28 protein-coding genes are annotated in these 26,252 nt (G+C 60.7%); 16 read left to right on the top strand and 12 right to left on the bottom strand.

What is annotated here, in order from left to right:
- Positions 1-12 precede the first annotated feature (12 nt).
- The 3 genes from ACM530_RS01325 (at position 13) to cysB (ending at position 2,575) form a co-directional block, all read left to right on the top strand.
- Complete coding sequence (locus ACM530_RS01325; protein WP_145163225.1) at positions 13-930, top strand: 5'-nucleotidase; 918 nt, start codon at positions 13-15, stop codon at positions 928-930.
- A gap of 66 nt (positions 931-996) precedes the next feature.
- Complete coding sequence (locus ACM530_RS01320) at positions 997-1,497, top strand: universal stress protein (protein ID WP_242193799.1); 501 nt, start codon at positions 997-999, stop codon at positions 1,495-1,497.
- Positions 1,498-1,600: 103 nt separating this feature from the next.
- A complete protein-coding gene (gene cysB, locus ACM530_RS01315) occupies positions 1,601-2,575 on the top strand; it encodes an HTH-type transcriptional regulator CysB (protein WP_003189876.1) in 975 nt (324 codons plus the stop codon).
- A gap of 5 nt (positions 2,576-2,580) precedes the next feature.
- Here cysB and ACM530_RS01310 read toward each other — a convergent pair whose 3' ends face one another.
- Together ACM530_RS01310 and ACM530_RS01305 are read right to left on the bottom strand one after the other, a co-directional pair.
- The gene (locus tag ACM530_RS01310; protein ID WP_416364106.1) at positions 2,581-3,063 is read right to left on the bottom strand and encodes a GreA/GreB family elongation factor; all 483 of its coding nucleotides are present in this window, start codon (positions 3,061-3,063) and stop codon (positions 2,581-2,583) included.
- A gap of 5 nt (positions 3,064-3,068) precedes the next feature.
- A complete protein-coding gene (locus ACM530_RS01305) occupies positions 3,069-3,440 on the bottom strand; it encodes a hypothetical protein (protein WP_416364105.1) in 372 nt (123 codons plus the stop codon).
- 132 nt (positions 3,441-3,572) lie between these two features.
- Between ACM530_RS01305 and earP the strand changes: the two genes are divergently transcribed.
- Together earP and ACM530_RS01295 are read left to right on the top strand one after the other, a co-directional pair.
- Positions 3,573-4,706, top strand: coding sequence for an elongation factor P maturation arginine rhamnosyltransferase EarP (earP, locus tag ACM530_RS01300; protein WP_416364104.1), 1,134 nt, complete (start codon positions 3,573-3,575; stop codon positions 4,704-4,706).
- Positions 4,707-4,755: 49 nt separating this feature from the next.
- Positions 4,756-5,328 (top strand): elongation factor P, encoded by a 573-nt coding sequence (locus tag ACM530_RS01295; protein WP_003218698.1) that lies wholly within the window; start codon positions 4,756-4,758, stop codon positions 5,326-5,328.
- A 266-nt stretch (positions 5,329-5,594) separates the two neighbouring features.
- Here the strand turns inward: ACM530_RS01295 and ACM530_RS01290 are convergent, their stop codons facing one another.
- The 3 genes from ACM530_RS01290 to ACM530_RS01280 form a co-directional block, all read right to left on the bottom strand.
- Entirely contained in the window at positions 5,595-6,014 is a 420-nt protein-coding gene (locus tag ACM530_RS01290) for an organic hydroperoxide resistance protein (protein ID WP_416364103.1), read from the bottom strand.
- A gap of 255 nt (positions 6,015-6,269) precedes the next feature.
- Complete coding sequence (locus tag ACM530_RS01285; RefSeq protein WP_179606946.1) at positions 6,270-6,722, bottom strand: MarR family winged helix-turn-helix transcriptional regulator; 453 nt, start codon at positions 6,720-6,722, stop codon at positions 6,270-6,272.
- A gap of 80 nt (positions 6,723-6,802) precedes the next feature.
- A complete protein-coding gene (locus ACM530_RS01280; RefSeq protein WP_416364102.1) occupies positions 6,803-7,753 on the bottom strand; it encodes a LysR family transcriptional regulator in 951 nt (316 codons plus the stop codon).
- 108 nt (positions 7,754-7,861) lie between these two features.
- On the opposite strand from ACM530_RS01280, the gene ACM530_RS01275 reads away from it, so the two are divergent.
- Complete coding sequence (locus ACM530_RS01275) at positions 7,862-8,611, top strand: sulfite exporter TauE/SafE family protein (protein ID WP_106576820.1); 750 nt, start codon at positions 7,862-7,864, stop codon at positions 8,609-8,611.
- Here ACM530_RS01275 and ACM530_RS01270 read toward each other — a convergent pair.
- Positions 8,601-9,455 (bottom strand): LysR family transcriptional regulator, encoded by an 855-nt coding sequence (locus tag ACM530_RS01270; RefSeq protein ID WP_145165127.1) that lies wholly within the window; start codon positions 9,453-9,455, stop codon positions 8,601-8,603. The two genes, ACM530_RS01275 and ACM530_RS01270, sit on opposite strands and share 11 nt — an antisense overlap.
- Before the next feature lie 97 nt (positions 9,456-9,552).
- Here ACM530_RS01270 and ACM530_RS01265 point away from each other — a divergent pair, with 97 nt between their 5' ends.
- Complete coding sequence (locus ACM530_RS01265; protein WP_256676509.1) at positions 9,553-9,759, top strand: DUF1127 domain-containing protein; 207 nt, start codon at positions 9,553-9,555, stop codon at positions 9,757-9,759.
- 45 nt (positions 9,760-9,804) lie between these two features.
- Positions 9,805-11,022 (top strand): winged helix-turn-helix domain-containing protein, encoded by a 1,218-nt coding sequence (locus ACM530_RS01260; RefSeq protein ID WP_145165123.1) that lies wholly within the window; start codon positions 9,805-9,807, stop codon positions 11,020-11,022.
- A 170-nt stretch (positions 11,023-11,192) separates the two neighbouring features.
- On the opposite strand, the gene ACM530_RS01255 is transcribed toward ACM530_RS01260, so the two are convergent.
- Entirely contained in the window at positions 11,193-12,539 is a 1,347-nt protein-coding gene (locus ACM530_RS01255; protein WP_242193789.1) for a class II 3-deoxy-7-phosphoheptulonate synthase, read from the bottom strand.
- Positions 12,540-12,663: 124 nt separating this feature from the next.
- Here ACM530_RS01255 and ACM530_RS01250 point away from each other — a divergent pair, with 124 nt between their 5' ends.
- Positions 12,664-13,419 (top strand): spermidine synthase, encoded by a 756-nt coding sequence (locus ACM530_RS01250; RefSeq protein ID WP_242193787.1) that lies wholly within the window; start codon positions 12,664-12,666, stop codon positions 13,417-13,419.
- Positions 13,420-13,521: 102 nt separating this feature from the next.
- Here ACM530_RS01250 and ACM530_RS01245 read toward each other — a convergent pair whose 3' ends face one another.
- Positions 13,522-14,313 carry a crotonase/enoyl-CoA hydratase family protein gene (locus tag ACM530_RS01245; RefSeq protein WP_145165117.1) on the bottom strand — a complete coding sequence of 264 codons (792 nt, stop codon included), beginning with the start codon at positions 14,311-14,313 and terminating at the stop codon, positions 13,522-13,524.
- Positions 14,314-14,734: 421 nt separating this feature from the next.
- On the opposite strand from ACM530_RS01245, the gene ACM530_RS01240 reads away from it, so the two are divergent.
- Entirely contained in the window at positions 14,735-16,408 is a 1,674-nt protein-coding gene (locus ACM530_RS01240) for a DEAD/DEAH box helicase (protein WP_065872724.1), read from the top strand.
- A 111-nt stretch (positions 16,409-16,519) separates the two neighbouring features.
- Here ACM530_RS01240 and ACM530_RS01235 read toward each other — a convergent pair whose 3' ends face one another.
- Positions 16,520-17,287 (bottom strand): DODA-type extradiol aromatic ring-opening family dioxygenase, encoded by a 768-nt coding sequence (locus ACM530_RS01235; RefSeq protein ID WP_145165115.1) that lies wholly within the window; start codon positions 17,285-17,287, stop codon positions 16,520-16,522.
- Between the two features lie 104 nt (positions 17,288-17,391).
- Here ACM530_RS01235 and ACM530_RS01230 point away from each other — a divergent pair, with 104 nt between their 5' ends.
- Positions 17,392-18,048: a thiopurine S-methyltransferase gene (locus ACM530_RS01230; RefSeq protein ID WP_242193786.1), complete on the top strand. Its 657-nt coding sequence runs from the start codon at positions 17,392-17,394 to the stop codon at positions 18,046-18,048.
- Between the two features lie 172 nt (positions 18,049-18,220).
- On the opposite strand, the gene htpX is transcribed toward ACM530_RS01230, so the two are convergent.
- Together htpX and ACM530_RS01220 are read right to left on the bottom strand one after the other, a co-directional pair.
- Positions 18,221-19,108: a protease HtpX gene (gene htpX / locus ACM530_RS01225; RefSeq protein ID WP_106576811.1), complete on the bottom strand. Its 888-nt coding sequence runs from the start codon at positions 19,106-19,108 to the stop codon at positions 18,221-18,223.
- Positions 19,109-19,412: 304 nt separating this feature from the next.
- Positions 19,413-20,624 carry a pyridoxal phosphate-dependent aminotransferase gene (locus ACM530_RS01220; RefSeq protein WP_027607001.1) on the bottom strand — a complete coding sequence of 404 codons (1,212 nt, stop codon included), beginning with the start codon at positions 20,622-20,624 and terminating at the stop codon, positions 19,413-19,415.
- A 202-nt stretch (positions 20,625-20,826) separates the two neighbouring features.
- Here ACM530_RS01220 and msrB point away from each other — a divergent pair, with 202 nt between their 5' ends.
- From msrB to ACM530_RS01205, 3 genes are all read left to right on the top strand, one after another.
- Complete coding sequence (gene msrB / locus ACM530_RS01215) at positions 20,827-21,219, top strand: peptide-methionine (R)-S-oxide reductase MsrB (RefSeq protein WP_416364101.1); 393 nt, start codon at positions 20,827-20,829, stop codon at positions 21,217-21,219.
- A gap of 236 nt (positions 21,220-21,455) precedes the next feature.
- Complete coding sequence (locus ACM530_RS01210; protein WP_416364100.1) at positions 21,456-21,941, top strand: glutathione peroxidase; 486 nt, start codon at positions 21,456-21,458, stop codon at positions 21,939-21,941.
- A complete protein-coding gene (locus ACM530_RS01205) occupies positions 21,938-22,429 on the top strand; it encodes a MarR family winged helix-turn-helix transcriptional regulator (protein ID WP_416364099.1) in 492 nt (163 codons plus the stop codon). Before ACM530_RS01210 ends, ACM530_RS01205 begins: the two co-directional genes overlap by 4 nt.
- Here the strand turns inward: ACM530_RS01205 and ACM530_RS01200 are convergent.
- Entirely contained in the window at positions 22,383-24,692 is a 2,310-nt protein-coding gene (locus ACM530_RS01200) for a hybrid sensor histidine kinase/response regulator (RefSeq protein ID WP_145165102.1), read from the bottom strand. The genes ACM530_RS01205 and ACM530_RS01200 overlap by 47 nt on opposite strands.
- 172 nt (positions 24,693-24,864) lie before the next feature.
- On the opposite strand from ACM530_RS01200, the gene ACM530_RS01195 reads away from it, so the two are divergent.
- Both ACM530_RS01195 and ACM530_RS01190 read left to right on the top strand, forming a co-directional pair.
- Positions 24,865-25,755 carry an ATP-binding protein gene (locus ACM530_RS01195; protein WP_416364098.1) on the top strand — a complete coding sequence of 297 codons (891 nt, stop codon included), beginning with the start codon at positions 24,865-24,867 and terminating at the stop codon, positions 25,753-25,755.
- Positions 25,752-26,234 (top strand): GAF domain-containing protein, encoded by a 483-nt coding sequence (locus ACM530_RS01190; RefSeq protein WP_145165098.1) that lies wholly within the window; start codon positions 25,752-25,754, stop codon positions 26,232-26,234. The genes ACM530_RS01195 and ACM530_RS01190 overlap by 4 nt, the downstream gene beginning before the upstream one ends.
- Positions 26,235-26,252 lie beyond the last annotated feature (18 nt).

Below are 26,252 nucleotides of genomic sequence, written 5' to 3'. Positions count from 1 at the left end.
GGGGGAAACACCATGGCGAAGGGATTGGGCGACAAACTGGTGCTGGCGATTTCGTCGCGTGCACTGTTCGACCTGAGTGACAGTCACAAGGTCTACCTGGCCGAAGGGGTAGAGGCTTACCGCAAGTACCAGATCGAGCACGAGGAAGAAACCCTCGAGCCTGGCGATGCCTTTCCTTTGGTCAAGAAGCTCTTGAGCCTTAACGCCAGCTTGGGCCGGGCCCGCGTCGAAGTGGTGCTGGTGTCGCGCAACAGTGCCGACACCGGCTTGCGCGTGTTCAATTCGATCCAGCATTACGGCCTGGATATTTCCCGCGCCGCGTTCGTCGGCGGGCGCAGTCCCTATCCTTACCTGGCCGCATTTGGCTGCCACCTGTTTCTGTCGACCCATGCCGAAGATGTGCGCAGTGCACTGGATGCCGGGTTTGCCGCGGCGACGATTCTGTCGGGCGGCCCGCATCGGGCCTCGAGTGAAGAATTGCGGATTGCGTTCGACGGCGATGCGGTGCTGTTTTCCGATGAGTCCGAGCGTGTCTATCAATCAGGCGGGCTGGAGGCGTTTCTGGCCAACGAGCGCGAGTCGGCGCGCCAGCCGTTGCACGGTGGTCCGTTCAAGGGGTTTCTGGCGGCGCTTAACGTGTTGCAGAGCGAGTTCGCAGACGAGGCATGCCCGATTCGCACAGCGTTGGTCACCGCGCGTTCGGCGCCGTCCCACGAGCGGGTGATTCGCACCCTGCGCGAATGGGATATCCGTCTGGACGAGTCGTTGTTCCTCGGTGGTCTGGAGAAATCCGCGTTCCTGGAGGCGTTCGCCGCCGATGTGTTTTTCGATGACCAGGCCGGTCATTGCGAGAAGGCCAGGGAGGTGGTGGCCACCGGACATGTGCCCCACGGCATCAGCAATGAGTTGAAAATCCACACCGAGAGCTGAGCCCCAGTCCCGCAGGCGCTGCTAAGCTCATTCAATCCCCGCCATCCTGGCCGTCCAGGAGGTTCTATGATTCGTTCGATGCTGTACGCCACGGACCTCGGTCTGTATGCGCCCTATGTCATGCAGCATGCGCTGGCACTGGCCCGAACGTTCAAGGCGGATTTGTATGTGATTCATGTGGTCGAGCCGCTCGGGCTGTTCGCCGAATCGGTGTTGCAAAGCTACCTTGATGAGAAAGCCCTGAACGAATGGCAGAGCCAGGGGCTGACCACGGTGATGGCAACCATCGAGCAGCGGGTGCTGGACAGTTTTCGCGAGGAGCTGGGGGAAGGGGAGCAGGACCTGAAATTGATTCGCTCGGTGCGCGTGATCCAGGGCGACCCGTGCGAGGTGATTCTCGACCAGCTGCGAAAACTTTCCGTCGACTTGTTGATCGTAGGAAGTCACAGCCACGCAACGGCCGCTGCCACGCCGCTGGGGCGCACGGCTGCCAGGGTGCTGCAATTGGCGACGGTGCCGGTTTATATGGTGCCCTCGCTGCAGCGCCGGCGCAGTGACGATGCCTGATCGGTAAAAACGATAAAAAGTTCTAGATTTATCCGTCTAACCTTTAATATAGTTATATACCGTCGCTGATACCCGTGGCGTCTATCTGCTTTGAGGGACACATATGAAGCTTCAACAACTGCGCTACATCTGGGAAGTGGCGCACCACGACCTCAACGTTTCCGCTACCGCTCAAAGCCTTTACACCTCGCAACCCGGTATCAGCAAGCAGATCCGCCTGCTCGAAGACGAGCTGGGCGTCGAAGTGTTCGCGCGCAGCGGCAAGCACTTGACCCGCGTCACCCCGGCCGGCGAGCGCATCATCACCACCGCCGGCGAGATCCTGCGCAAAGTCGAAAGCATCAAGCAGATTGCCCAGGAATTCTCCAACGAGAAAAAAGGCACCCTGTCGATCGCCACCACGCATACCCAGGCGCGTTATGCCTTGCCGCCGGTGATCCGCGATTTCATCAAACAATACCCGGACGTCGCCCTGCACATGCACCAGGGTTCGCCGATGCAGATCGCCGAGATGGCCGCTGACGGCACCGTCGATTTCGCCATCGCCACTGAAGCCCTCGAGCTGTTCGGCGACCTGGTGATGATGCCGTGCTACCGCTGGAACCGTTGCGTGGTCGTGCCCCAGGGGCACCCGTTGGCCAAGCTGCCGAAGTTGACCCTCGAAGCCCTGGCCGAATACCCGATCGTGACTTACGTGTTCGGTTTCACCGGCCGCTCCAAGCTCGACGAAGCCTTCAGCCATCGCGGCCTTACGCCGAAAGTGGTGTTTACCGCAGCCGACGCCGACGTGATCAAGACTTACGTGCGACTGGGCCTGGGCGTGGGTATCGTCGCCAAGATGGCGGTCGATACCAACCTCGACAAAGACCTGGTGGTGCTCGACGCCAGCGAGCTGTTCGAGTCCAGCGTGACCAAGATCGGTTTCCGTCGTGGCACGTTCCTGCGTGGCTTCATGTGCGACTTCATCGAGAAATTCGCGCCGCACCTGACCCGCGAAGTCATGGCCAAGGCGATCCAGTGCCACAACAAGCAAGAACTGGAAGAGCTGTTTGACGGCGTAGAACTGCCCGTCCACTGAGTGGCTTATCGGGCCTCGGTAACCGTGAAGTGTTGCCGGGCGCCCGCCACCAGAATCTCCACCTCATCACCCTCGAACTTGCCCAGCAGGCTTTTGCCCAGCGGCGAGCGCGGGGTGATGACAGTCACCGGTTGCCCCACCACGTCAACCTTCAAGCCCGCCGCATCCGGCGCCAGGAACAGCCACTGCTGGCGACCGTTCTCGTCTTCCAAACCCAGTAGCGCGCCGACTTCTACGCCGCGCTGATCGTCGTAAGCACGCAACTGCAGGTTCTGGCACAGCGCCAGCGATTGCTTGATTTCTTCGACGCGCTTGGCTTGCCCGGCCGCGAGGTAAGACGCTTCCAGCCCCAGCGTGTCGTATTTGTTCTCGGCGATATTCTCTTCGTGGGTCGCGGTCTCGTAGGCGGTCTGCGCGGCGCGTTGGGCAATGTCGAGGTCGACGGTGAGTTTTTCCAGGATCAACTGGAGGACGGCGTGCTTATTCATGGGCATCAATCGCAGAATTGCAGGACATTCGCCTTGCTCTTTTCATTGGGCGCGTTCTGGTCCTGTTGCAGCCAGAACTGGCATTTGGGATTGGACAGGTTGCGCGCGTTGTTGCGCACCTGGTCCAAGGTTTGCTGTTGTTCCTGCTTGCGAAGGTTTTCCTGGTACTGCTCGAACATACGGTTCGGCGGCTCTGGCGCAACAACGCTGGCGGGCTTGCCCAGTTGCTGGACGGCCTGCGCCACCGGCGCCAGGCTTTGCGGGAACACGTAGCGCGACGCCAGCCAGGTGGTCAGCACAATGGCGATAAACCCCAGCCACAGGCCGAACGCCACTGCGATACTGAGCTTGAACAGCGACAACGAACGATCAGACATAGTGGCCTCCTGGCGGGCATTTGCGGCGTGGCGGCGATTGTCGCACAGCCACTGTGCAGAATAATCGCGATCAAGCCTTCTGCATCGGCGCATTTATGCGGACAATCGAGCCTTTGAGTGTTGGAGCCCGGAATGAAAGCCCGCTGGGATATTTTTTGCAGCGTCGTCGACAACTACGGCGACATCGGCGTGACCTGGCGCCTGGCCCGGCAATTGGTGGTGGAGCACGCCTGCGACGTGCGCTTGTGGGTCGATGACTTGCGTGCTTTTGAACGCATGTGCCCAGAGATTGATGTGCAACTGAACCAGCAATGGCAGGAGGGCGTAGAGGTGTGCCATTGGCCGGCGCAATGGCGCGACATGCCTTGCGCCGATGTAGTGATAGCAGCCTTTGCCTGCCAGTTGCCACCTGAGTACATGGAAGCCATGGCCGCGCGCGACAGCACGCCGTTGTGGATGAACCTGGACTACCTCAGCGCTGAAGACTGGGTGGTGGGTTGCCATCGCCTGCCGTCGGTGAAGTTCAAGGGCGTACAGAAGTATTTCTTCTTTCCTGGCTTTCGGCCGGGCACTGGCGGGCTTTTACGCGAAGGCGGCTTGCTGGAGCAGCGTCAGGCTTTTCAAGAGGATCGCGCCGCACAGCGACAATTCCTGCAAGCGCTGGGCGTATTTCCGGCAGATGGCGCGCGTTTGATGTCGCTGTTCGCCTACGAAAACGCCGGGCTCGCCGGTTGGCTGGACGTGCTGGCGACGGACGGGCGTGCCACTCATCTGTTGGTGCCGGAAGGGCGCATCCTTGGTGATGTGCAGCGCTGGCTTGGCGTGGAAGGGCTTGCGGTGGGGGCGGTGCATCAGCGCGATGCCCTGACGGTGCAGGTATTGCCGTTCGTACGCCAGGAGCAATATGACCGCCTGCTGTGGTGCTGCGACTTCAACGCCGTGCGCGGCGAAGACTCGTTCGTACGCGCCCAATGGGCCGGGCGGCCGATGCTGTGGCACATCTATCGCCAGGACGAAGACATCCATCTGGACAAGCTCGATGCCTTCCTGCAGTTGTACACCGGCGCCTTATCGCCCGCCGCCAAGGCAGCGGTGGTTGCCCTTTGGCAAGCCTGGAACGCTGATGGCGATATGGCACAACCGTGGAAAATGCTGCTGGAGCACTGGCCAGAGGTGTGTCAGAACGCCCAGGCGTGGTGTCTGGAACAAGGCTTGCAGGCTGATCTTGCGACGGCGCTGGTACAGTTTTATGAAAGTTGGATATGATACGCGACCTTGATTTTTGTAAATCCCATCCAAATTTCGGATATACGCAATGAAAACTGGTAAAGAACTGAAACCCGGTACAGTGATCCGTCTCGAAAACGACCCTTGGCTGGTTCAGAAAGCTGAGTTCACCAAGTCTGGTCGTAACAGCGCAATCATGAAGACCAAGCTGAAGAACCTGCTGACCGGTTACAAGACCGAGATCGTTTACAGCGCCGACGACAAACTGGACGACGTGATCCTCGACCGCAAAGAAGCGACCCTGTCCTTCATCAGCGGCGACACCTACACGTTCATGGACACCACCGACTACACCATGTACGAGCTGAACGCTGAAGATATCGAAGCTGTTCTGCCGTTCGTTGAAGAAGGCATGGAAGACGTCTGCGAAGCGATCTTCTTCGAAGACCGCCTGGTTTCCGTAGAGCTGCCGACCACTATCGTGCGTAAAGTTGCCTACACCGAAGGTTCCGCTCGCGGCGACACGTCGGGCAAGGTCATGAAGCCTGCCAAACTGGCTAACGGTACCGAGCTGCAAGTGGCTGATTTCATCGAAATCGACGACCTGATCGAGATCGACACCCGTGAAGGTGGTTCGTACAAAGGTCGCGCCAAGAAGTAATTCTGGCCCCGCCGATACGAAAAAAAGCCCGACCTTGAGTCGGGCTTTTTCATGGGCGCCTGTTTAGTTCAGGTGTTGCTTGAGCGCTTGCGAGGCCTGCTGCAAGGCTGAACGGACTTCCGGCACCTCGGGTCGCGCCTTAGGCCTGGTTGATCGCCACCGGGTAATGCGCTTGCGGCGAACGCGGTGTTGATCGACAGCGCGAGCAGGGTGCCGAGGGCTTTACCCATTGTGTTCATGGTCTTCTCCAGTGGCGGCAAAGGGCATCAGACAGTCACGTGCAGGCGCACATCGACGTTGCCACGGGTGGCGTTGGAGTACGGGCAGACTTGGTGAGCCGCCTCTACCAGGCTTTGCGCATCATCCTGCGCCAGGCCCGGCAGGCTCACGTGCAGGTCGATGTCCAGGCCGAAACCGCCGGGGATTTGACCGATGCCGACGTGGGCAGTGATCGAAGCGTCATCCGGGATTTTGCGTTTGGTCTGGCTGGCGACGAACTTCAGTGCGCCGATGAAGCAGGCCGAGTAGCCGGCCGCGAACAGTTGCTCAGGGTTGGTGGCTTGGCCGCCGGCGCCGCCCAGCTCTTTGGGGGTGGAGAGTTTGACGTCGAGGATGTTGTCGCTGGAAACAGCACGACCATCACGGCCGCCGGTGGCGGTGGCTACTGCGGTATAGAGCGTTTGCATGGTGTCGTCCTCTTGGTTTTTTAGCGCTAAATATTTGCGCGCTAAGTAGTTGGTGAGGGCGAATGTATAGCGCTAATGTTTGGCGCGCAAGATAAATTTACAAAAATCTTTTCCGGACGTTATTTTCTGGCACACACCCAAACAAATGTGGGAGCTGGCTTGCCTGCGATTGCGCAGTGTCAGTCAATGTATTCATGACTGATGTACCGCGATCGCAGGCAAGCCAGCTCCCACCTTTTTACTGCGTGAATGCCTTTAAATGGCGTCTTGCAGATTGCCCCGCAAGGCAATCAAATCACTTTGCAACTTGCGCAACTGCTCCAGCTGTAACCCGCTGGCGCCGAGGATGCACTGCGGGATGCCCATGGCTTTTTCCTGCAACGCACGGCCTGCCTGGGTCAATTCCACCACCACCACACGTTCATCTTCGCGGCTGCGGGTCCGGCTGAGCAGGCCTTCGGCCTCCAACCGCTTAAGCAGCGGCGTCAGCGAACCCGGATCGGTCAGCAGGCGAGTGCTGATTTCGCCGACGGTCAAACCATCCTCTTCCCACAGCACCATCATCGCCAGGTACTGCGGATAGGTCAGGCCGAGGGCTTGCAGCAGTGGCTTGTAGACCTTGGTCATCAGCAACGAAGTGGAGTGCAGGGCGAAACACAGCTGGTTATCCAGCATGAGGGATTCGCAAGGGTCGGGATTTTTGCGCATGACAGTGCCTCGAAAAAGCGTATATGGGCTGGAATCTAGCGATCAAACCTTTAATGCGCCAGATAATTCTGGCTATTGGGTCAGACCAGGCTGCTTTGTAATGCCAGATCCCAGGGCGGTACTGGGCTGAAGCGGGACTTGAGGTATTCCAGCAGCAGGCGGCTGCGTGCATTGGCCTGCTGTTCCAGACGCAGCGCGTAAATGCCGGTGGTTTCCGGGCTGGGCAGGCCGTTTTCGCAAAACAGCGGTAATAACTCACCACGCACCAGGTATTCACTGGCCAGCCACGTCGGCAAATGCGCGATACCCAGCCCGGCGAGCGCGCCGCACAGCAGTGCTTCGGCATTATTGGCACTCAGGCGAATGCGTTGCGGGCGATAGGTGGCGCGGCGCCCGTCCAGCTCGAAGCGCCAGGCGAACATCGGCGCCAGGCCGTCCCAGTCGAGGCCATCATGCTCGCTCAGCTCCCGAGGATGGGTTGGCGTGCCACGGCTTTTGAGGTAAGCGGGGCTGGCGCAGGCGACGCGCACGATGCTGGCCAATGGCGTGGCGACCAAGCGGGTGTCGACGATGTGCCCGGCGCGCAGCACCAGGTCGACCTTGCCCAAGTGGGCGCCCTGCATGTCGACAAAGCTGTCGATCAAATGCAGGTGCACATCCAGCCCCGGATACACGTTCAGAAAGTCGGCGATCACCGGCGCCAAGTGCCGTCGGCCGAAGGCTGCCGGCGCGTCCACGCGGATCAGGCCCTCCGGCGCGTGGCTCAACGACACCGCCTCGGCCCGGGCCAGTTGCAACTCGCTGACAATCCGTCGCGCCCGTTCGGCAAACGCCAGGCCTGCCGGTGTTGGCACCACGGCATGGGTGCTGCGCTGGAACAAGCGGCTGCCGACCGAGCTTTCCAGGCTGTCAATGCGCCGAGCCACTGCCGAAGGGGTCAGCGGATGGCGGCGGGCGGCGGCGGAAAAACTGCCGGTTTCCAGCACATCAAGAAACAGGCTCAGTTGGTCGGTCAAGGTATTGGGGTTCATGAGGAGGCGCTTATGCGAGTTCGGCACAGCCATTGTGCGTTGCTGTGCGTTTCCACGCCACAGGCGACTGCGTAGCATGCTTCGCCTGGGCTTTTGGAGTGATGCGCGGTGTTGGATTTAGCGATGTACCTGGTATTGGGCGCAGCCCTGGGCACGGTCGGCGGCCTGTTCGGCATTGGCGGCGGGCTGATTGCCATCCCGGTGTTGGGCGTGTTGTTTGGGCTGGATCAACAGCTCGCCCAAGGCACCGCGCTGGTGATGGTGGTGCCCAATGTGATGCTGGCGCTTTGGCGTTATCACCAGCGTAACCGTATCGAATTGCGCCACGCGTTGCCGTTGGGTGTCATGGGTTTCTGCTTTGCCTGGCTGGGCTCGATCTGGGCGGTGGGCCTGGACGCCGGCGCGATGCGCATCGGTTTTATTGCATTCCTGCTGACGCTCTCCGCTTACAACCTGCTGCGCATGTTCACTCGCAATGCGCCGCCGACCGCGCAGATGCGTTATTCCTGGCCTTGGCTCGGCGTGCTCGGCGCCGCCTCGGGTTCCATGGGCGGCTTGTTTGGCGTGGGTGGCGCAGTGGTGGCGACGCCGGTGCTGACCAGTCTTTTCGGTACCACCCAAGTGGTCGCTCAAGGCCTGTCGCTGGCGTTGGCGCTGCCCAGTACCAGCGTGACCCTGGTCACCTACGCCTGGCACCAGGAGGTGGATTGGATGATCGGCGTGCCATTGGCGGTCGGTGGCCTGCTCAGTATCAGTTGGGGGGTAAAAGTCGCCCACGCGCTGCCCGAACGGGTATTGCGCGGCCTGTTCTGCGGCTTTCTGGCGGTGTGCGCGGTGATGCTGACGTTTAAAGTCTGAAGCCTTCGAGGATGTATTCGGCCAGGCATTCGGTGATGGGTGAGGCCATCGCCGGGTTGCGCAGCAGGCGCAGGCTCATCGACGGCAGAGGCGGAAAGCCTTCATCGCTGCCCAGGATCCGTAAGTCGTCGGTCACCAGGCCTTCCATGCTGACCATCACCGCCAGCCCCGAGCCGACCACGGCTTGAATCGCCGCGACGTTGGAGCTGTGGTACGCCAGGCGATAGTCGATGCCGGCAGCATCCAGCGCGGTGCGGGTCCATTGGGTGCAAAAGCTGTCGACGCCGGAAATGGCCAGGGGCAGGGTTTCGTGCTCATCCACGCAGAAGCACGGCGCCGCCACCCAGACCATGCGCTCACTGCGCAGCAGTTCGCCGATTTCATTGCCGGGCTCGCGGCTGATCACGGTCAGCGCCAGGTCGCGCCGCTGCATCAACACCGCCGACGACTCGCAGTGCATTTCGATCTGGATCAGCGGGTAGGCCTTGGAAAACCGTTTGAGAATCCCCGGCAGGAAACGCATCACGTAATCATCCGGCGTGCCGATGCGCACCAGCCCGACCATGTGAGGTTCGCGCAGGGTGTTGAACACCTCACTGTGCAGTTTCAGGATGCGCCGCGCATAACCCAGCAATACCTGGCCTTCGGCCGTCAGCCGCACTTGACGACCGTCGCGCTCGAACAGCTTGCGCTGCAGCACGTCTTCTTCGAGGCGCTTCATTTGCATGCTCACCGCCGACTGTGTGCGGTTGACCAGTTCACCGGCGCGGGTAAAGCCGCCCTGATCGGCGATGGCGACGAAGGTGCGCAGCACTTCAGTGTCGATGCTTGGGTAGCCGGACAATTGATCAATCTCCGAGATGTATTACATAAGAAACATTCGTTGGATTGATCATAGTGCCAGGCACACACTCTCGTCATCCCCATTGGAGGGCGAGAAGATGAAAGGTCAGAAAGGTTTTGTGTTGATGACGAAACGTCCGTTTTCCGGGCTGTTTCAGCGGGTTGCCCGGTGGCAGGCGCTGCACCATGAGCGCCAGGCGCTGGCGAGTTTGAGCGACGATGCGCTCAAGGACATCGGGCTTAATCGAGGCGATGTGGAGCAGGACAGTCACCTGCATTTCTGGCAAGACCCGCTGCGAAAGTAACCTGGAATGCAGTAGGGTTGTCGGCGAGCCCACACGGAGAGACTCATGCCCGCCGACCTGTCTTTTTCACTCAAGCACGCTCGACGCATGGCGCTGGCGGCCCAGGGTTTTTCCGGGCGCCAGGCGCCGGCACTGATCAAGGCTACGCATCTCAATCGTTTGATCGAGCGCTTGGGTGTGCTGCAGATCGATTCGGTCAACGCCGTGGTGCGCTCGCATTACCTGCCGCTGTTTTCCCGCCTTGGCCAGTACTCCCCGCTGATCCTCGAACAAGCTGCCTGGAGCCAGGGGCGGCGGCGCTCGCTCTTTGAGTATTGGGGCCATGAGGCCTCGTTGCTGCCCATGGCGCTGTACCCGTTGATGCGCTGGCGCATGGAGCGGGCCAAGCAGGGGCAGGGGATTTATGCGCAAATGGCGCGGTTCGGGCGCGAGCAGCAGGCCACCATCCAGCGCGTGCTGCAGACCGTCGAGCAACAGGGCGCGGTGGGTGCTGGCAGCTTGTCCACCCGTGAGGAGCGCGCCGGCCCGTGGTGGGATTGGAGTGATGAAAAGCACGCACTGGAATGGCTGTTTGCTGCGGGATTGGTCACGGTGGCGGGGCGTCGCGGGTTTGAGCGGCTCTATGATTTGCCCGAGCGCGTCATCCCCGCCGACCTCCTTCTGGCCACCGTGAACGAGGCCGAGGCCCAGCGCGGTTTGTTGCTGCACAGCGCGACTGCCTTGGGCGTTGGTACCGAAAAGGATCTGCGCGATTATTTCCGCCTGGACCCTGCCGACAGCCGTGGCCGCTTGGCCGAGCTGGTCGAGGATGGGCTATTGCGGATGTGTGAGGTGCAGGGCTGGAAGCAACCGGCCTACTGCCTGCCGGAACCGAAGGTGCCGCGCAAGGTACCGGCCAGCGCCTTGTTGTCGCCGTTCGACTCGCTGATCTGGGAACGCAGCCGCACCGAGCGATTGTTTGATTTTCGCTACCGGCTGGAGATCTACACCCCGCAAGACAAGCGGGTGTACGGCTATTACGTGCTGCCGTTTTTGCACAATGAGCGGATCGCCGCGCGTGTCGACCTGCGCGCCGAACGCGCCCATGGGCGGCTGGCGGTGCATGCGGTGCACGAAGAAGAGCCGGGGCTGGACGAGGAGGGCATGCAGGCGCTGGCCTTGAACCTGCGGCAGATGGCTGATTGGTTGGGGCTGGAACAGGTCCAGCTCAATTGCCAGCGGCCAAGTGCTGCTCGCTTAAGGGTCGCAATGCTGCAAACCTGAGTTGCAGCTGGTTTTTGTGGCGAGCGGGCTTGCCCCGCGTTGGGTGGCGAAGCCCCCCAAAAACCATCCACCTCATTCTTCCAGACACACCGCAGTGGTTGTAGTGGGGCGGCTGCGCCACCCAACGCGGGGCAAGCCCGCTCGCCACAGGAAGCCCGCTCACCCAAATCTCAGCGTTTGACTTGCTTCAAGGTCTCGGCAATCAAAAACGCCAATTCCAGCGACTGATCGGCATTCATCCGTGGGTCGCAGTGGGTGTGATAGCGGTCCGACAGGCCATCTTCGGTGATCGGTCGCGCGCCGCCGATGCATTCGGTGACGTTCTGCCCGGTCATTTCGATGTGAATCCCGCCGGCATACGAGCCTTCGGCTTGATGCACCTGGAAGAACTCTTTCACCTCGCCAAGAATCTGCGCAAAGTCGCGGGTCTTGTAGCCGCTGCTGGCCTTGATGGTGTTGCCATGCATCGGGTCCGAGCTCCACAGCACCTGCTTGCCCTCGCGCTGCACGGCGCGGATCAGGTTGGGCAGGTGGTCGCCCACCTTGCCGGCGCCCATGCGCGCGATCAGGTTGAGGCGGCCGGGGTCGTTGTCCGGGTTGAGAATGTCGATCAAGCGGATCAAATCGTCGGGGTTCATGCTCGGGCCGACCTTGACGCCGATCGGGTTGTTCACCCCGCGCAGGAATTCGACGTGGGCGCCGCCCAGCTGACGGGTGCGGTCGCCGATCCAGAGCATATGGGCCGAGCAGTCGTAGTAATCGTTGGTCAGGCTGTCGCGGCGCACGAAGGCTTGCTCGTAGTTGAGCAGCAGCGCTTCGTGGGCGGTGAAGAAGCTGGTTTCGCGCAGTTGCGGCGAGCTGTCCATGCCGCAGGCGCGCATGAAGGCCAGGGTTTCGTCGATACGGTCGGCCAGCTGGCTGTATTTTTCGGCCAGTGCGGAGTTGGCAATGAAGTCCAGGTTCCACTTGTGCACTTGATGCAGGTCGGCAAATCCGCCTTGGGCAAACGCGCGCAGCAAATTCAGCGTGGCGGTGGACTGGTGGTAAGACTGCAGCAGGCGATCCGGGTCCGGTACGCGGCTTTTCTCGTCGAAACCGATGCCGTTGACGATGTCGCCACGGTAGGCGGGCAGGGTGACGCCGTCGATGGTTTCATCGTTGGCCGAGCGCGGCTTGGCGAACTGGCCGGCCATGCGCCCGACTTTGACCACCGGGCAGCCGGCGGCGAAGGTCATCACGATTGCCATCTGCAGCAGCACCTTGAAGGTGTCGCGGATTTTTGCCGCGGAGAACTCGGCAAAGCTTTCGGCGCAGTCACCGCCCTGCAGCAGGAACGCGCGGCCCTGGGTCACTTCGGCGAACTGACGGCGCAACTCGCGGGCTTCCCCGGCAAACACCAGTGGCGGGTAGCTGGCCAGGTTCTGCTCCACTTGCAGCAAGTGTGCAGCGTCCGGGTACTGGGGTTGTTGCTGGATCGGCAGGGCGCGCCAGCTGTCGGGGCTCCAGGGTTGGCTCATCGTGAACTCGATTGGTTGATTGACGGTGGGGCGCCAATGTTATCAGCAATTAGTGCGTGACCTGTTGCCGCCGGTTGGCCGACAATCGCGCCTTTGCCGTGCGGTAAACCCTTTAGGAGTAGTGATGACCGAGGAGCGTGTCGAGCGCCTGCTGGCCGAAGTCCATGATGATTTCGGCATGATCCGCGTGCTTGAAGTGGCCGATTACCGCTTTCTCGAGTTTGGCGACGCCATCGAGCAAAGCTGCGTATTCACCGCCGACCCGAGTTGGCTGGAGTACGACTACACCCGCGCGATGCTGATTGGCGCGTTGTGCCACGAGCAACCGGAGAGTGCGCTGTTCCTCGGGCTGGGCGCCGGCACGCTGACCCAGGCGTGCCTCAAGTTTCTGCCGCTGGAAGACGTCGAAGCCATTGAGCTGCGCCCGGACGTGCCGCGCCTGGCCATTGAGTACCTGGGGCTGGATGACGATCCGCGCCTGTACATCCGTATTGGCGACGCGCTGCAGTTGCTCGACACCGCCGAATCGGCCGACCTGATTTTCGTCGACCTGTATACCGACGTCGGCCCGGGCGTGGGGCACCTGGCCTGGACCTTCCTGGAAAACTGCCAGAAGAAACTCAACCCTGGCGGCTGGCTGGTGATCAACCAGTGGGCAACCGATGATGGCAAGCCACTGGGTGCGGCGTTGCTGCGCGGGTTGTATCACCGGCATTACTGGGAGCTGCCGGTGAAGGAGGGCAATGTGATTTTGCTGGTGCCTTCGGAGCTGGATCAGGCACTGGACCTGGGTGCGCTAACGGCGCGTGCCGACGCTTTGGCGCCGCGGTTGGGGTACTCGTTGCAGGCGTTGATCAAGGCGATTCGGCCGGCGACTTAGTTGCCGGTACTGGCGCCATCGCGGGCAAGCCCGGCTCCCACAGGGGATAGGCGATCAAATGTGGGAGCGGGCTTGCCCGCGATGAGGCCGACACTGTTCTACTCAAATCCCCTTGAACACCCCCGGCCGCTTCTCAACCATCGCCCGCACACCCTCTTTGGCATCTTCACTGTTGAGCAGCTTCTCCACCACCACCTGCAACCCGGCGGCGGCAACGGTTTCGCCTTCCATCCGTGCCTGGCGCGCCGACATCAGCGTCGCTTGCACACCCAGCGGCGCCTGGCGGGCAATACGGCTGGCTAGCTCAATGGCGCGCGGCAGCAAATCTTCGCTGGCCATCACTTCTTGCACCAAGCCCAGCCTGAGCGCCTCGTGTGCATCAAATTCATCGCCGGTGAGCAACCAGCGCATGGCGTTGCCCCAGCCGGCCACCTGATGAAAACGTAAGGTCGCGCCGCCAAACGGAAAGATCCCACGCTTTACTTCCATTTGCGCAAAGCGCGTGTTGCTCGCGCAAATATTGATATCGGCTGCCAGCATCAACTCGATGCCGATGGTCAGGCAGTAGCCCTGGGCCGCGACGATCACCGGTTTATTGACCCTCGGCCCGGCGAACACCCCCCATGGATCGCAGCCGCCCAGTGGCGGTTGCCAGCCTCCGGACATCACGCCGCTGACATTGGCCAGGTCCAGCCCGGCGGTGAAGTGGTCGCCGTGGGCAAACACCACGGCCACCCGGGCCTCGTCGTTTCGATCAAATTCGCCATAGGCCAGGCTCAGCTCATTGAGCAGATCCAGGTCAAAGGCATTGCGCTTGGCCACTCGGTCCAGACCCAACAGCAGGACATGGCCCTGTAACTCACGGCTGACGCGACTGCTGCTGGCTTGATTCATCGGGTGTGCCCTCAGGGCTTGGGTGGGTTTCAGACCAAAGGTCTTGATGGGCAGGTGAACCGTTTAAGCGTTATGACCAACAGGGCCGGGCCTTTGAAAAATAGACCCTGGCGCGGCTATCCGCAAAGGCTTTGATGCAGCGCGGTTTATCGGCGCTTTGCGATAAAAAAAGCTCCCTTTTTCAGCTATTTCCGGTATAGTGCGCGCCGGCCTTTAACCGGGCCGCGTTTAGGTAGCGCAATTCCCCGAAGTCAGCTTCGGCTGCACGTCCGCACAGCGGACTCTTCCTTGACGAATCTTTTTCATTCATTCGTTTTCGCAAATCCCCGCCGACAAAGCAGCCAGGGCGACTCTTGAGTCTCAACACGGCATGCGCAGCTTTGGAGCATGGGTCTTTGCGGATGCACTTAGAGGCAGACCCATGACCCAGGAAACCGGCGGCTTCGCCGCTTTTAATCTTAACCCGAACATTCTTGCAGCCGTCATCGCGACCGGCTACGAAGAACCTTCGGCTATTCAGCAGCAATCGATCCCGATCATCATGGCCGGCCAAGACATGATTGGCCAAGCGCAAACCGGTACCGGTAAAACCGCCGCGTTCGCCCTGCCAATCCTGCACTGCATCGATCCTGCCAAGCGCGAGCCGCAAGCCCTGATCCTGGCGCCAACCCGTGAGTTGGCGCTGCAAGTAGCAACCGCTTTTGAAACCTACGCCAAGCAAATGCCAGGCGTAACCGTTGTGGCCGTTTACGGCGGCGCGCCTATGGGCCCACAACTTAAAGCAATCCGTAACGGTGCACAGATCGTTGTCGCCACTCCGGGCCGTCTGTGCGACCACCTGCGTCGTGACGAAAAAGTCCTGTCGACCGTGAACCACCTGGTTCTGGACGAAGCTGACGAAATGTTGAAGCTGGGCTTCATGGATGACCTGGAAGTCATCTTCAAGGCGCTGCCACCGACCCGTCAGACCGTATTGTTCTCGGCCACCCTGCCACAGTCGATCCGTGCCATTGCCGAACGCCACCTGCGCGATCCGCAACACGTGAAGATCCAGACCAAGACTCAGACCGTTACCGCGATCGAACAGGCTCACCTGTTGGTTCACGCTGACCAGAAGACCTCGGCTGTATTAAGCCTGCTGGAAGTCGAAGACTTCGACGCCCTGATCATGTTCGTGCGCACCAAGCAAGCGACCCTGGACCTGGCCAGTGCCCTGGAAGCCAAAGGCTACAAAGCCGCTGCGCTGAACGGTGACATTGCCCAGAACCAACGTGAGCGCGTGATCGACTCCCTCAAGGATGGCCGTCTGGACATCGTTGTGGCGACCGACGTTGCTGCCCGTGGTCTCGACGTTCCACGTATCACCCACGTGTTCAACGTTGACATGCCGTACGACCCAGAGTCTTACGTTCACCGTATCGGCCGTACCGGCCGTGCCGGTCGCGAAGGTCGTGCACTGCTGCTGGTGACTCCGCGTGAGCGCCGCATGCTGCAAGTGATCGAGCGTGTAACCGGTCAGAAAGTTGCCGAAGTCCGCCTGCCGGATGCCCAGGCCGTTCTCGATGCTCGCATCAAGAAACTGACCAACAGCCTGTCGCCGCTGGTGGCTGACGCTGAATCGACCCACGGCGAACTGCTGGACCGCCTGACTGCCGATATCGGTTGCACCCCGCGTGCCCTGGCTGCAGCCCTGCTGCGCAAGGCTACCAACGGTCAAGCGCTGACCCTGGCTGCGATCGAGAAAGAACGTCCACTGGTGCCGAACAACGCTCCGCGCGGTGATCGTCCAGAGCGTACTGGCGACCGTCCAGACCGTGGTGATCGTGAGCGTCGTGCTCCGGTTCCATTGGCTGAAGGCCGTGCTCGTTGCCGTACCGCGCTGGGCGCGCGTGATGGCATCGCGGCCAAGAACCTGCTGGGCGCTATCCTCAACGAGGGTGGCCTGGCACGTGAAGCGATCGGTCGTATCCAGGTTCGTGACAGCTTCTCCCTGGTGGAGCTGCCGGAAGACGGTCTGGAAAAACTGCTGACCAAGCTTAAAGACACTCGCGTTGCCGGTAAGCAGCTGAAGCTGCGTCGCTACCGCGAAGATTGATCCGCCCTTGGGCTGATTGATCGCACATAAAAAATCCCCGACTGGTTCGGGGATTTTTTTTGCCTGGATTTCAGGTTTGGATTAGCACTCAATCCCACATTTAGATCTGCGTTAGCCGAAGCGGTAGATGTCCATCCCGAGCGCACCCATGGTGAACCCCTGATGCGCCACGCTGAATGCGCCACCCGCGCCCCGCGCAAAATACAGCGGCAACAGGTGCTCGTCACTCGGATGGCTGCGCACGGCATGCGGCGCCTGGCGGCGATAATCGTGCAAGGCCGCCTCGTCGTTGGCGGCGAGTTTGTCCACTACCCAGTCGCGGAAATCGCGCGCCCAAGGCTCAATGCTCTCAGGTCCGGCATGCCAGTCCAGTTCGCCCAGGTTGTGGGTGATGCTGCCCGAACCGATCAACAGCACGCCGTGCTCACGCAGACTGGCCAGCGCATGCCCGACGCGGGTTTGCAGGGCAGGGCCCATACGGCTTGGAAGCGACACCTGCACCACCGGGATATCGGCGGCCGGGTACATCAGTGACAGGGGCACCCAGGTGCCATGGTCGAACGGGCGCTGGTCATCGACGCGCGCCTCAAGGCCATCAGCCTTGAGCAGTTCGACTATCTGGGCTGCCAACTGCGGGTCACCGGGTGCGGGGTACTGCACGGCGAACAAATCCCGTGGGAAGCCGCCGAAATCGTGCCAGGTCTCGGGTGCGGCGCTGCCGGTAACCAGCAGGCCCTGGCTTTCCCAGTGCGCCGAGACCACCACAATGGCCTTGGGCCGTGGCAACTCGGCCGCCAGGCGCTTGAGTGCCGGGCCGCTGGCACCGGGTTGCAGGGCGAGCATGGGCGAACCGTGGGAGATAAACAGGCTGGGGAACATAAGTAGGGTCCTGAGCGTTAACATGGGCCCATCTTCAATCAGATCATTGATCTAAATCTAATATAAGTTTTAGCGCCTTTTGATCGAATTTTCAGGGTGATTCCATGGAGCCTAAGTTTTGGCAAGAGCGTTGGGCACGCAACCAGATCGGTTTTCATCTGCCCGAGGTCAACCCCTACCTGCTACGCCACTGGCCAAAACTGGCCTTGGCTGAAGGGGCAAAGGTGTTGGTGCCGCTGTGCGGCAAAAGCCTGGATCTGATGTGGCTGGCAAGCTTGGGGTACCGCGTGCTGGGTGTGGAGTTGTCCGAGCAGGCGGTGGAGGCGTTCTTCAGTGAGCAAGGGCTGATGCCCAAGATCAGCCAGCATGGCGTGTTCAAGGTGTACCAGGCGGATCAGATCGAGGTGTGGTGCGGCGATTTCTTTGCCTTGGACGCCGAAGCGCTGGCCGATTGCTCCGCGCTTTACGATCGCGCGGCATTGATCGCGTTGCCGCCGTTGATGCGGGCGCAGTACGCCGAGCATCTGAATGCCTTGTTGCGCCCGGGCTGTCAGGGTTTGCTGATCACCCTCGACTACGATCAGACACAAAAGGCTGGCCCGCCGTTTGCGGTAACCGATGATGAGGTGAAGGTGTTGCTGGGCTCGCACTGGGCTGTGCAGGTGGTGGAGGAGCAAGACATCCTGGGTGAGAGTTGGAAGTTTGTGCAAGACGGTGTCACGCGGCTGGAAGAGCGCGTGTACCAACTGACAAGGTACTGACCCTGCTATCGCCATCGCGGGCAAGCCCGGCTCCCACATTGACCGCGTCGCTCACCGTGTATGTGAACCTGAGCAGATCCTTGTGGGAGTCGGGCTTGCCCGCGATGGCGATTCAGGCACTCACAAAAAAGGGGCGATCAGATCGCCCCTTTTTTGTGTTACCGCGCAGCTATCAGCCCCGGCGACGCAGTGCGTCGATCCGCTCTTCCAGCGGCGGGTGGCTCATGAACATGCGTGCAAAACCTTGCTTGATGCCACCGTTGATACCAAACGCGGTCAGGCTGTCCGGCATGTGCACGGGCAGGCCCTGTTCGGAGCGCAAGTGTTGCAGTGCCGCAATCATCGCCCCGGTACCGGCCAGGCGGGCACCGGCTTCGTCCGCGCGGAACTCGCGTTTGCGCGAGAACCACATGGTGATCGCGCTGGCCAGGAAGCCCAGCACCACCTCGGCAAAGATGGTCGCCACGAAGTAGGCAATGCCGCGGCCTTCTTCGTTCTTGAAGATCACCTTGTCGACGAAGTTGCCGATGATCCGTGCAAAGAACATCACGAAGGTGTTCACCACGCCTTGTACCAGCGCCAGGGTGACCATGTCGCCGTTGGCCACGTGGCCGATCTCGTGGGCCAGTACCGCTTTCACTTCGTCGTAGGAGAAGCGTTCGAGCATGCCCTGGCTCACCGCAACAAGGGCGTCGTTCTTGTTCCAGCCGGTGGCAAAGGCGTTGGCCTCATACGCCGGGAAAATCCCGACTTCAGGCATCTTGATGCCAGCCTCGCGGGACAACTGCTCAACGGTCTGCAGCAACCATTGCTCATGGCGGGTGCGTGGCTGGGTGATGACCTGGGTGCTGGTGCTCATCTTCGCCATCCACTTGGAGATGAACAGCGAGAAGATCGAGCCGGCAAAACCAAAGACTGCACAGAAGACCAGCAGCTGATTGAGGTTCAGATCAACCCCGTTGGCCGCCATGAACCCGTTGAAGCCGAACAGGCTCAGGGTGATGCTGGCAATCAGCACGACCGCCAGGTTAGTGGCCAAGAACAGCAGGATGCGCATCATGGTTGTAGAATTCTCCTCATGCTTAATATGTCGCGTACTGCGGGGTATATAAGGTGCGGCCTGGGGCGATTCAACCGAGCGACTATTTCAAACTGTGTCCTACAGCCTGAATGTAGAGCCTTGAAAGGATTTTCCGAGCCGAAAAGCCAGCCGCGATCACCCCATTCAAGCCTTCGCGCCCTGCAATTATAGGAGGCTGACCGCTCCGTGGCGTGCAGCGGCGGGGAGGAGGGGGCGGCGGGTAGAGAAGTGTTGCCAGATACTCGCCGTACGACCGAATGTCGGTCGTACGGCGGCATGTGCGTTATTGGCGATAGGACTTGAGGAAGTTGCCGATGCGACCAATGGCCATGTCCAGGTCGTCCACTCGCGGCAATGTCACCACGCGGAAGTGATCCGGCCACGGCCAGTTGAACGCCGTTCCCTGTACCACCAGCAGCTTTTCCGACAGCAGCAGGTCGAGCACGAATTTCTCGTCGTTGAGGATCGGGCAGACCTTCGGGTCGATCCGAGGGAACGCATACAGCGCGCCCATGGGTTTCACGCAGCTCACGCCGGGGATCGCGTTGAGCAACTCCCAGGTACGGTTGCGCTGCTCCAGCAGGCGGCCCTGTGGCAGCACCAGGTCGTTGATGCTCTGGTAGCCGCCGAGTGCGGTCTGGATTGCATGCTGGCTCGGCACGTTGGCACACAGGCGCATATTGGCCAGCATGTCGATGCCTTCGATGTAGCTCTGGGCGTTGTGCTTGGGCCCGGAGATGGCGATCCAGCCAGAGCGGAAACCCGCCACGCGGTAGGATTTGGACAGGCCATTAAAGGTCAAGCACAGCAGGTCCGGCGCCAGAGAGCCGGTGCAGATGTGCACGGCGTCGTCGTAAAGGATCTTGTCGTAGATCTCGTCGGAGAACACCACCAGGTTGTGCTGGCGTGCCAGCTCGAGCATGCCCAGCAACACTTCCCTGGAGTACACGGCGCCGGTCGGGTTGTTCGGGTTGATGATCACCAGGGCCTTGGTGTTCGGCGTGATCTTGGCCTTGATGTCGGCCAGGTCCGGGAACCAGTCGGCGCCTTCATCGCACAGGTAGTGCACCGGGTGGCCGCCAGCCAGGGTCACGGCAGCGGTCCACAGCGGGTAGTCGGGCGCCGGCACCAGCACTTCGTCGCCGTTGTTGAGCAAGGCCTGCATGGACATCACGATCAGCTCGGACACGCCGTTGCCCAGGTAGATGTCTTCGATGCCGACACCTTCCACCTGCTTCTGCTGGTAGTACTGCATCACCGCTTTACGCGCGCTGAACAGGCCCTTGGAGTCGCTGTAGCCCTGGGCGGTCGGCAGGTTGCGGATCACGTCCTGGAGGATTTCGTCCGGCGCTTCGAAACCAAATGGCGCCGGGTTGCCAATGTTCAGCTTGAGGATGCGATGGCCTTCCTCTTCCAGGCGTTTGGCGTGCTTGAGCACTGGGCCGCGAATGTCGTAGCAGACGTTGGCGAGCTTGTTCGATTTGCTGACCTGCATGGCGATGTGATCCTGAAAATGAACGATCCAGACGGCGTGGACACTACCGTACTGCGAATCCTGCGAGGCCTGCACCCATAAATACGTTTGAATGCCGGTAGCGCGGGTGCCAGACTGGCGTTTTTAAGAGGCGCAATCATACGTGCCGCCTGTTCCGTGGAAAAGATACAGATCAGGCTTTTTCAGTTGCCGAGGTGGATTGATGGATAAGTTGCAGAAAACCCTGGATGAGTGGCGGGACATGCTCGACCCCGCGCAGTATCAGGTGTGTCGTCTCAAGGGCACCGAGCGCCCGTTCAGCGGCAAATACAACGAAACCAAAACCGACGGTGTGTATCACTGCATCTGTTGCAATGAGCCGCTGTTCGATTCCAAAACCAAGTTCGACTCCGGCTGCGGCTGGCCGAGCTTCTACGCGCCGATCGCCGACAGCGCGATGATCGAGATCCGCGACGTCAGCCACGGCATGATCCGCACCGAAGTCACCTGCGCCAAGTGCGATGCGCACCTGGGGCATGTGTTCCCGGATGGTCCGCCGCTGACTGGTTTGCGCTACTGCATCAACTCGGTGTGCCTGGACCTCGTCCCGCGCTAGGGCAGGCAGCACCTTCCAAGTGTGGGAGCGGGCTTGCTCGCGAATGCGGTGTGTCAGTCAACCTATTGGTAGCTGACCCACTGCATTCGCGAGCAAGCCCGCTCCCACTTTTGTATCGGACGTGAATGAAGGGATTGATGTGAGCAAATAGGGCCTCATCAATGCGGTCAATTAAATTGCACACAATTGAATTGCCTACTATCGTTTCAGGTCTTTCCCCTGTTTGAGGCACTGCCATGAGCACCAACCTGCTGAGCATCCCGTGCACCACCATCAAAGGTGAGCAAAAGACCTTGGCCGACTTCGCCGGCAAGGCCATTTTGGTGGTCAACACCGCCAGCAAATGTGGCTTCACCCCGCAGTACAAGGGGCTTGAACAACTTTGGCAGCAGTACAAGAACCAGGGCCTGGTGGTGCTGGGGTTCCCCTGCAATCAATTCGGCAAGCAGGAGCCCGGCAACGAAGGCGCGATTTCCGAGTTCTGCGAGTTGAATTTCGGTGTCAGTTTCCCGCTGTTCAAGAAGGTCGACGTCAACGGCAGCGAGGCCCACCCGCTGTTCGTGCAGCTTAAAAAACAAGCGCCGGGCTTGCTGGGTTCCAAGGGCATCAAGTGGAACTTCACCAAGTTCCTGATCGGTCGTGACGGTCAGGTGGTCAAGCGTTTTGCCCCGACCACCAAGCCTCAGGACCTGACCCAAGAGATTGAAGCCCTGCTCAAATGATCGATGTATCCGGCGTGTCCCTGGCACTGGACGACCAGCTGTGTTTCAAGCTCTACGCTGCCTCACGGGCGGTGACGCGTGCTTATAAGCCAATGCTTGACCGGCTGGGCCTGACCTACCCGCAGTACGTGGTCATGCTGGTGCTGTGGGAGTGGCACGAGGCAACGGCCCCGCAGCCGACCGTCAAGGCCTTGGGCGAGCGGCTGATGCTCGATTCGGGCACATTGACGCCGCTGCTCAAGCGTCTTGAGCAACTCGATCTGGTGAGCCGCCAACGCAGCGCACGGGATGAGCGGGAAGTGCACCTGGGTCTGACTCAGGCCGGTGTGCAGTTACGCCACCAGACTCACCGCCTGAAAACCCGCTTGCTGTGTGACAGCGGCATCGACCTGAACCAGGCCGATGCCTTGCGCGAAGGCCTGGACCAGTTGCTGGCGCAGATCAAAGGGTTGTCGTCTGCGGCACCCACAGGTCCAGCAGAGCCTTGAGTTCTTCGCGGCGGAACGGTTTGGCCAGGTAGTCATCCATGCCCGCGGCCCGGCAACGCTCGCGCTCTTCCGAGAGGGCGTTGGCCGTCAAGGCGACAATGGGCAAATCGGGCCAGCGCCCGCTGCGGCGAATCTGCCGGCTGGCTTCGTAGCCATCCATTACCGGCATGTTGCAGTCCATCAGCACCATGTCAAAGCGCTGCTCTTCAAGGAACTTGAGCGCTTCGCCACCGTGCGCGGCCACCACCACTTCGCAGCCGAGCTTGCTGAGCATGCCTTTGGCCACCAGTTGATTGACCGGGTTGTCCTCCACCAGCAGGATGCGCGCCCGGTGCGTAAACGGCGCGGCTTCCATCTGGATCGGGTCGAGGATCAGTGGCGCGTCGCTGCGCAAATTGCGTTGCAGGATCTGATACAGCGCGTTGCGGCTCAAAGGGCGCGCCTGTTGCTGCAGCGGCGCCAGGGCTGCCACTTCCTCACTGGGCATAAAGTTGCCGTAGGCGGTGACCAGCAGAATGGGCGCCTTGATGGCTGGGCGCAGGCGGAACAGGCACTCCGGGCAATCGGTGATCAACAGGTCGGGATTTTGCCCGCTCAGGTCGTCGTCTTGAGAATAAACGCGCGGCGCCAGCCCCCAGTGAGGCAACAGGGTGGTGAGCAATTCCGTCAGGCCGCTGCCGGCGTTGGTGATGGCAATGACTTCGCCTGCCAGTGGCGCGTAACGCGTCGCGGGCAAATGCGTGGGCAGTGGCAGGTCGGCGCAGAACTGGCTGCCAAACCCGACTTCCGAGCTGATGCTCAGCCGGCCCTTCATCGCTTCACACAGATTGTGCGTCAACGCCAGCCCCAGCCCCGTGCCACCAAACTGGCGGGTGATGCCTGCGCCGGCCTGGGTGAACGGCTGGAATATTTTTACCTGCGCATCCTGAGCGATGCCGATACCGGTATCACACACTTCAATCTTCACCCGGCCCTCACTGGCGCTCAGGCGCACGTCGACTCGGCCAAAGCGCGTGAACTTCAAGGCGTTGGAGAGCAAGTTGCTGACGATTTGCCGCACGCGTGTCGGGTCGCCAATCACTTGGGCGGGAAACAGTGGGTCGATCAAGCACGTCAGTTCAACGCTCGGTGCTGCGTTCTGCGACAGCAGGTTGGCGGTGTCTTCCACCAGCGAGCTCAGATCGAACGGGATACGCTCCAGCTCCAGCTGGCCGGCATCAAACTTGGACAGGTCGAGAATATCGTTGAGCAATTCCACCAGCACTTTGCCGGAGTCATGGGCAATCGACAGTTGCTGGCGCTGCTCGGCATTCAACGGGCTGTCCAGCGAGAGGGCGATCATGCCCAGCAGGCCATTGAGCGGCGTGCGAATCTCGTGGCTCATGTTGGCCAGGAACGCCGCCCGTGCCTGGGCCATGCCCAGCGCCGTCATCTTCGCAGCCTCCAACTCATCATTGGACTGGCTCAGGCGTTGGTTGCTGGCCTTGAGCTCCAGCGTGCGTGCGGAGACGATATCTTCCAGTTGGCCCAGGTACTCGGTGAGTCGGTCCTCGGCGTGGCGGCGCTGCTGGATTTCGGTCTCCATGTTTTCGAACTGCTGGTTGGCGACACTGACCAGCACGCCGATTTCGTCGTTTTCGTGCCCTGGCGGGCAATCCAGGTGCGCCTGCTTGCTGGTGCTCAGCGCGCGAATAATACGCACCAGCGGCTGGGTCAGCATCACGTAAAACAGGCCCAACAGGATGCCGGTCAGCAGCAGGCTGCGGGCAAAGCCATTAAGCAGTGTGATCTCGGCGCGGTGCAGGAAACGGCTGCCGAAGGCGTAAGTGTCGACGTCCAGGCGCAACACGCCCAAAGAATCATTAGGCATGTGGCTGAGGAACAACCGATCCTCAAACTGGCGGTTGGCGCCAAACAGAAAATCGCTGATGGGCCGGTACGTGCTTTCCTTGCGCGGGCGATCAACGTCGGCCAGGACCACGCCATTGTTGTCGACCAATTGCGCACGGGTGATCGCCGGGGAGTGCAGCAGGCCCAGCGTCAGTTCCTGGGCGAGTTCGGCGTCGATGTTGTAGGCGATACGGGAGGCGGGGTTATGGCTGATTTCGATCAGCGAGCGGATTTCACGGTTGATGGATGCGTCTTCGCTGGCATAATCAATGCCGATTTGGATCAGACTGAGCAAGGTTCCCAAGACGAAACCGACCAGCACAGTCAATCGAGCTTGTTTATAAGACAAGCGGTGGGCGAACTTGATATCCATCGGGTGTTGAACCACTTCACGTTTCCCTTCGCCCGGCAAGCATAGCTGAACATCCACCGGCTTTGGCTTGCTCGGCATAATCGTTGATTTTTTTACAGGTGCAGCCCTGTCGCAGTCTGCCGCAGGGTTGCCAATACGCCATCTTTTGCAAGAACTTGCCAGAGGAATAGTCGTGGATAATCGATTGAATGCCTTTCTTGAGCGTGCCGACGCGGTACTTGCACGCCTGGAACCGTTGTTGCCGGCGCCCCGCCAAGCCATCGACTGGGACCAGTGCCTCGCCGCCCGCTGGCAGCGCGAAGGCCGCAGTGGCTTTTTGCTGCCCTTGGAAGTCAGCCTGGACATGCGCCTCAGCGACCTGATCGGTGTGGACAAGCAACGCGAACAACTGGCCCGCAACACCCAACAATTTCTCGATGGCTTGCCCGCCAACCACGCGCTGCTGTGGGGTTCGCGCGGCACGGGCAAATCGTCCATGGTGCGCGCCTTGCTCGCCCAGCACGCCAAGGCCGGCTTGCGCCTGATTGAAATCGAGCGCGATCACCTGGCCGACTTGCCGCGCGTGGTCGAGCAACTGCTCAAGCTGCCGCAGCGGTTCATCCTGTTCTGCGACGACTTGTCGTTCGAGGCCGGCGAGGGCGACTACCGCGTGCTCAAGAGTGTGCTGGACGGCTCGCTGGAGCAGGCGCCAGAAAACGTGCTGTTGTATGCCACGTCCAACCGCCGTCACCTGGTGCCGGAAAACCAGAGCGACAATGACAACTGGAAACGCGTGGACGGCGAGCTGCACCCCAGCGAGGCCGTCGAAGATAAAATCGCCCTGTCCGACCGGTTCGGCCTGTGGTTGTCGTTCTACCCGTTCTCTCAGGAACATTTCCTGAACGTGGTCGAGCACTGGATTGGCGAACTGGCCAGCAAGGCCGGTTTGCAATGGCAGTGCGATGAAGCGCTGGATATTTTGGCCGTACGTTGGGCCACCGGGCGCGGCAACCGCAATGGCCGGTGCGCGTATCAATTCGCCCGTTACTGGGTGGGTCTCAAGTTGTTGGAGCGTCAACCATGATCGATTTGCAACAGGCCGGCACGGGCCTGGATGGCTATGCAATGCTGTGTGCGCAACTGGAATCGCTGCTGGCCGATGAACGCGACTTCATCGCCAACAGCGCGCAGTTCTCCGCGTTTCTGTTCAACCAGCTGGATGACCTTAACTGGGCCGGCTTCTACCTCAACCGTGACGAAGAGCTGGTGCTTGGCCCGTTCCAGGGCCAGATTGCCTGCGTGCGCATTCCGTTCGGTCGTGGCGTGTGCGGCGCGGCGGCGGCATCGCGGCAAACCCAGCGGGTGGAGGACGTTCACGCGTTCCCTGGGCATATCGCCTGTGACAGTGCTTCGAACAGCGAACTGGTGGTGCCGCTGATCAAGGACGGCCAACTGATTGGCGTCCTTGATCTGGACAGCCCGTCGCTGGCGCGCTTTACCGCGCAGGACCAGGCGGGCATCGAACAGCTGGCAGCGATTTTCCTGCGTCTGACCGACTGCTGACCGGTGGCGGCAGGGGGA

The sequence above is a fragment of the Pseudomonas sp. NFX183 genome (assembly GCF_047943075.1).
GTDB lineage: Bacteria > Pseudomonadota > Gammaproteobacteria > Pseudomonadales > Pseudomonadaceae > Aquipseudomonas.
Note: the sequence above shows the minus strand (reverse complement) of the source record. Positions and strands in the feature narration are given on the sequence as shown.